A 6,159-nucleotide genomic window follows, 5' to 3' on the forward strand; every position below is an offset into this window, starting at 1 on the left:
TAATCAGAAAACACTGACACCAAGAGACTTTCAACCCTGTTAAGAGTTCCCTATTCCCTGTTCCCTGCTATACTGATTGAAAATATGAATTTGTCTCACCCAAAGAGTAAGAATTGAGCATACTTGATTTTTAAGTTGCATATCCAAATTCAGCAACGCCAAAAATATTTATCACATTAAAAAAAATCCCGTTGTCGTCATTGCTGACAACGGGAGTATATAGGATTTTTAATAAACTATCGGTAGGCTACTTGTGGGCCTGCCCAAATTTCTGTAATCTTTTTACCAAAGGTAATTGGCTGATCATCGTCTGTTGTCCTTACAGTCTTGCCATCATTAGCAACTTGCATTAGTGGCCAGTTTTCCTCGCCCAATTCACCCGCACGAAACAGCACATGATCCGGTTGGCTTTTACTCCAACCTAACAATACGGCAATTTTATCATGCTGTTCTTCCTGATTAGCCGGAGAAACTGTGTTGGCGCGATTTTTTTGCCGATCCCAAATCACTGCACTATCTGTGGAATCGCCTGTGTTAAATATACCTTCAAACTTGCGTGCTAAGAAGCGATCGCCTTTTTCCGACCAGCTAACTGGAACTAATACCCCAATTTTACCATTCGTATCAGTTTCTTCTGACGACGCCGCCTTTACAGCCTTTACCTTTAATAAAGGATCGCTAACAGCATTAGTTGAAGCCATCACCCACAACCTTTGGGTTTGCATATCTTGGACAAACAAAACGCTGGTAACACGGCTGTTGTACATTTGCGGTTTTACTTCTAGTTGCACCCGGCTATAAACAGCATATTTACCATCTGGAGAAATCACGGGTACGCTGCGGTAGTGGCGCACTCCCGAACCACCCTTGGAACCAATAGCCTCTTGAGTCGCTGTAATCCATTTCCAAGGAATAGGATGAGGACTACCTATGGGATCTATTTGTTCTGCTTGGGGTTCATCACGTGGTTCAGCAACAGGTATTTCTGTGCTTGTGGTTGGTTGTGATTCTCTAACAGTTGGTGCTACTTGAGTTGCTGTCAATGATTCAGTAAAAGATTTTTCTCTAGAGAGAGAATTTTCTGGGACTTTCAAAGACTTGATATTAGCAGCTTTTAGTTTTCGGATTAAATTAAGTTGACTAACAGGAACATTTGTTAATGGTGCGAGTTCAACTGCTACCAAAGGATCAGGAACAGTTAAATCACTGTTTGACACAGAACTATCTGCTTCAGCCAAAGACTCAATTTTATCCGCTGGTAATACTTGCGGTTCCTGGACAGCAGTACTTTGTGTTGGCACAGAGTCAAATTCTTCTGTTAAGGAGTTGATTTGATCTGTTTTTAATATTTCAGTTCTCTCAGGTTCCCCAACTACAGCTATTTCCTTTGATACAGAGTCAGACCCTCCAGTAATCGAAGTGAATTTGGCTACTTCGGATCTGACTGGGGTCGAGTGACCCGACGCCCCTAGCAAGGGTGCGATCAGTATCACAACGACAACGTAATTGAGAAATGGTTGCGCGCGGAACCATCCTGACAGCAAAAGGGGTTTAAGCATTTGTAGACTCTCTAGAGGGGCGGTTGCTATGTGTGAAGCAATACCTATGCAGCAATGGGGCAGCCAGTAATTATATGTATAACAAGAAACTAAAAGCAAGTTTGCAGAGCTTTACAAAAATTAAGTATCATTGTCTACAGCTTTTCGTACTCAAGTACTGAATGTTTTGTTGCAAAAATATGCTAGTATAGTAAATGTGCTGAGAACTCAGTAATTACTACACGATATATAATGTTGCTTTTACTAATACCCAAGGACACCAAAAAACAGGTATTAGTCAAGGGATAGTTTGGGCTAATGAAGCTGGCAACCAAGAGTGAGATGACTCACTTATTGGAGATTGTCCTAGCGATCGCCAGGAAGCAGCAAATAAGTCAGGTTACACACTAAATATAACAGCGAAAACCCTGATAATGGTAAACGTGAGGCGTTACGTGAATCGGCTGGGAAAGCGGACGCATAATACATCATACTCAGAAAATACTGCTGTCAGCAACCCAAAGTCATAAATTGCAATCTCAACTACAAAAATAGCTAGAAGACGCAATATTTTTTTAGAAACCCAACTGCATTTAACACCTATTTGGGGAAATTGAACAGGAACACAAAAAAATTACTCGGTAGATGCTCTAGCGGCTCGTGATGAGACACCACTAAACGATTAGGCAGATGCAGTTGATATCTAGGTATTACACTTGTCAACTTAACTATTAAGTTAATCAAGCAGCCTTTGGTTTCACCAATACGAAAACATTGTACCACCAAACAGCCGATATTATTTACAGCAAATCAACTCTGCTTTGCAACTGCCGTCCAGAATACAGGAGCCTGGTGAAGTACAATGATTAACGACTAACAACTATTTATTAATGAAAATTGTATTCTTTGGTACACCTCAGTTTGCTGTACCCACCTTGGAAAAGTTATTGAATCATTCAGAATTTGAAGTGCTGGCAGTTGTCACCCAACCAGATAAACGCCGAGAACGCGGAAATCAACTTACGCCTTCACCTGTAAAAGCGATCGCTACTGCTCACAACTTACCAGTATGGCAACCCGAACGGGTGAAAAAAGACACTGAAACTTTAACCCAACTCAAACAATCAGACGCAGATGTGTTTGTTGTTGTCGCCTATGGACAGATTTTATCGTCAAAAATCCTCAAGATGCCAAAATTGGCCTGCATTAATGTGCATGGCTCGATTTTACCCAAATATCGCGGTGCCGCGCCGATTCAGTGGTGTTTGTATAACGGTGAAAGGGAAACGGGGATCACGACCATGTTAATGGATGTGGGCATGGATACTGGCGCAATGCTGCAAATAGCCACTACACCGATTGGATTACTGGATAATACCCAAGATTTAGCCGACAGACTAGCTGCGATCGGTGGGGATTTGTTGCTAGAAACTCTGTTGAAGTTGGAACGCCAGGAAATTCAACCAATTCCCCAAGATAATTTAGCAGCTACTTATGCACCTCTGATTCAAAAACCAGATTATGGTTTGGATTGGTCAAAAAGCGCTATCCAATTACACAATCAAATCAGAGGCTTTTACCCTAACTGCACCGCTACCTTTCGTGACAACCTGCTGAAGATCACCGCTTCTGCTCCCCTTGGTTCTGTAGGCGATCGCGATCTCCCACCCGAATTACAAGAATTAATGCACAAATTGCCCGATTTGTCAAATGTATCAGATAAACCGGGAGTTGTAGTGAGCATTGCCAAAGGAATTGGGGCAATTGTCCAAACTGGGGAAGGTTTGTTGCTGTTGCGAGAGGTTCAGCTAGCTGGTAAACGTCCCCAGTCGGGATGGGATTTTGTTAATGGTACCCGCTTAACTGTGGGAGAAGTATTTGGTGCGGGAAGTTGAGGGGAATGGGGGGATGAGGGAGAATAACAATTCAAAATTCAAAATTCAAAATTCAAAATTAAAGACATTTCAGACGAACGCGAGTGCGTCCGCACCAGAAGAGAAGTGCCTTCTCCCTTGGCGCTAGCCTCTCACGAATGGGAGAAGGGGAGACGCGTTCGCGGAGCGTCTCGTTGGCGCAGCCTCTCGTAGAGAAGAGAAGCGCGATGCGCTCTTTAAGAGCGTTGTGGCAACTACGTTCAATTTAAACCCCGACTGAAATGGGTGCTACATGTAGATTGCAGTTTCTTAAACCCTTTAATTTACGATAACTTTTAACTCCTAACTCCTGTACAGACGCGATTAATCGCGTCTCTCCTAAGACTTTTCATAAAAGCGGCAAGATTTGCAAGGGCCATCTGGGTTGACTGCACAGCGAATAATTTCTGAATGAGCATTGTAGCAGCAGGTGGCATCACCGATTACCCAACGTCCCGCTACCAAACTTTTCTCAGATGGTCGTTTTGCAGACTGCACGTAAATAGCAATATTATGCAAACGATAACGTCCTGCTTTAAGTTGGTATCTGTGGCGGCGCTCTAAAACCGCATAGGTTTTACCTTGAAAATCGAGATAGTTTCCGGGTTGGGGTGTCCAATCAAGTTGCACTTTGCCGAGAGACTCACGCGGATGCGTCAGAATCACCTCGGTTTGTAAAGAGTCTGGCTCCATAAGCTTATGTGATTTGATTTACATTATGCAATTGCTTTCTTTAGCTTACCGAATTTAGATTACAATTAATAATTCACTCTTATTGTGAGAAAAATACATACAATAGGGATGCACAGCTATGCTACCTTACAGACTATGGCAACCAAAAGTCAGGTAGGATAGATTTGCCCAAGTCACGCCAAGTTTGGTTGAGCGATCGCGCCACTTGTATATGCACTTCATCCTCTTCTACAGCTAAAATCTCAGATGGCTGACCTTCTCCCAAATAAGATACCACCAAATTCGCCGCCTCCAAACCAGTAACATAAGCCTTTTCCTGTGACCAGGAACCATGACGGTTCACAATCCAATCCCCACTCATAAACACATTCTCAAAACTTGTCTTAGCGGGCAACATATAACGATAGCTACCAGGTGCAAAGTGAGTTACTGCCTGATGTAGCCGAATTACACTGCTATCAATTATCTTTGCCTCCCGAAATGCTGGCACACAAGTTGCTAAATAACCCTGAACTATTGCTAAAATCTCCTCATCGCTCAAACTGAGAAACTGATTCGCGTGATAGAAATCAGCTTCAATCACCGTTCCCGGCTCATTTTGATATTCATCATGTAGAGCATTCAAATCAAAAAACGTCCAACCTGTACTTGTGTCGAATCCAAAACAAGCATTAGAAGGACGAGGAATATCAATTTTGCGGTCAAACCATAGTCGCGTTGCTAAAACATCAATTGCTCCTAAATTGCTCAAATTACGAAATTCTTCACGGCTTTGTAAACTAGGGCTAGTTGAGACAATTTTCTTCATTCCCGTGATTCCAACCGCAAAAATCACGGCATCTGCTTCAATTAGTTCATCACCGCAAACCACACCCTTGGCTCGATGATTACTATCAACAATTAAGTCTGTAACTCGCCGCTTGGGTAACACTCGCACACCAGCTTTTTCAATACGTTCCACCCAAGGACGAAATATCTTTTCCCCGACAGTTCCCCGACACCAAACTACATCAAAATCCGGTTGATGAGCCAGAATAAAAAAGTAAAGCATCCCTAAAGTTGCTGCGGCTGAACATTGTTCACCAGGGGCAAACAAGCCCACCAATAACATTGGTTCAAAAGCCTCGCGGTAAAGCCGTGCAGAAACGTTAAAGTCTTTGAACAATTCACGGGCAGTTACAAAGTCATAGCGCCGCCAAGCGGCATCAGAATTGTCAAAATCAACGACAGCATAAAGTAAAGGCAGGGCGCTGAGACGGTCAATTAATGGCAGCCGCTTAAACTGAGTGTAGAGAAAAGTTCCCAGTGGCGAGGGGAGTCGCGGTAAGTCTTGAAAAATTGGTGATTCAACTTCCAAACCTGCTGGCGAATATTGCGAAGAACGAGTCCAAGTAGTAAAAGGATTAATTTCTAATTCATTGATTAAAGAAAAAATATTTTTGTAAGGATACCAAAAGCCATGAATGCCAGCTTCAACAGATTTTCCCGCGGCTGTTTGCCAACCTGCCACCAATCCACCGGGATAGGGGCCTGCTTCTAGAAGTGTCACATCATAGCCTTGCTTTGCCAAATGGTAGGTTGCTCCTAAACCAGCCCAACCAGCACCTACAACTACCACCCGTTTTTGTTGTGACCCTTGTACCATCACAGCCTCCAATTGTTGCAGTCCATCAACTAATGTATACGAACTTGTGTTCTGATCAGATGACGGCTTGCTATTATAGCGGTTTTCCTTTGGACGCACAGCTAGCTGTCGTGCGTGTCAACTTAACGTAAAAACCAGTCTATACAGAGCTTTGAGAGATTGCCTCGTTCCCAGCCTGGGAATGTTTACTGGGAGACTCCGCCTCCTTGACTCGCAGCAGCAGCCCAATGAGGGGCATTTCCAGCCAGAGGCTAGAAACGAGGTTTTAAAGGGGTTTTAGCTTAAGTTGACACGTATGCACATCTGTGCGCCCCTACGATCTATATAGCGGTTCTCGGTTGAGTGAGGTACAAGAACCCCACCCCCAACC

The 6,159-nt window shown here is 43.4% G+C and carries 4 protein-coding genes; 1 reads left to right on the plus strand and 3 read right to left on the minus strand.

Annotated elements, in window-relative coordinates:
* Positions 1–236: 236 nt before the first annotated feature.
* Positions 237–1,559, minus strand: a complete 1,323-nt coding sequence (locus tag HWQ41_RS29135) for a hypothetical protein (RefSeq protein WP_292770795.1) — start codon at positions 1,557–1,559, stop codon at positions 237–239.
* Between the two features lie 869 nt (positions 1,560–2,428).
* Here HWQ41_RS29135 and fmt point away from each other — a divergent pair.
* On the plus strand, positions 2,429–3,433 hold the full coding sequence (gene fmt, locus HWQ41_RS29140; RefSeq protein ID WP_292770797.1) for a methionyl-tRNA formyltransferase: 1,005 nt from the start codon (positions 2,429–2,431) through the stop codon (positions 3,431–3,433).
* Positions 3,434–3,790: 357 nt separating this feature from the next.
* Here fmt and HWQ41_RS29145 read toward each other — a convergent pair whose 3' ends face one another.
* Positions 3,791–4,144, minus strand: coding sequence for a DUF6464 family protein (locus tag HWQ41_RS29145; RefSeq protein ID WP_292770799.1), 354 nt, complete (start codon positions 4,142–4,144; stop codon positions 3,791–3,793).
* A gap of 133 nt (positions 4,145–4,277) precedes the next feature.
* Positions 4,278–5,789, minus strand: a complete 1,512-nt coding sequence (locus HWQ41_RS29150) for an FAD-dependent oxidoreductase (RefSeq protein ID WP_292770801.1) — start codon at positions 5,787–5,789, stop codon at positions 4,278–4,280.
* Positions 5,790–6,159 lie beyond the last annotated feature (370 nt).

It is taken from the genome of Nostoc sp. NOS(2021), assembly GCF_017115025.1.
Lineage (GTDB): Bacteria > Cyanobacteriota > Cyanobacteriia > Cyanobacteriales > Nostocaceae > Nostoc.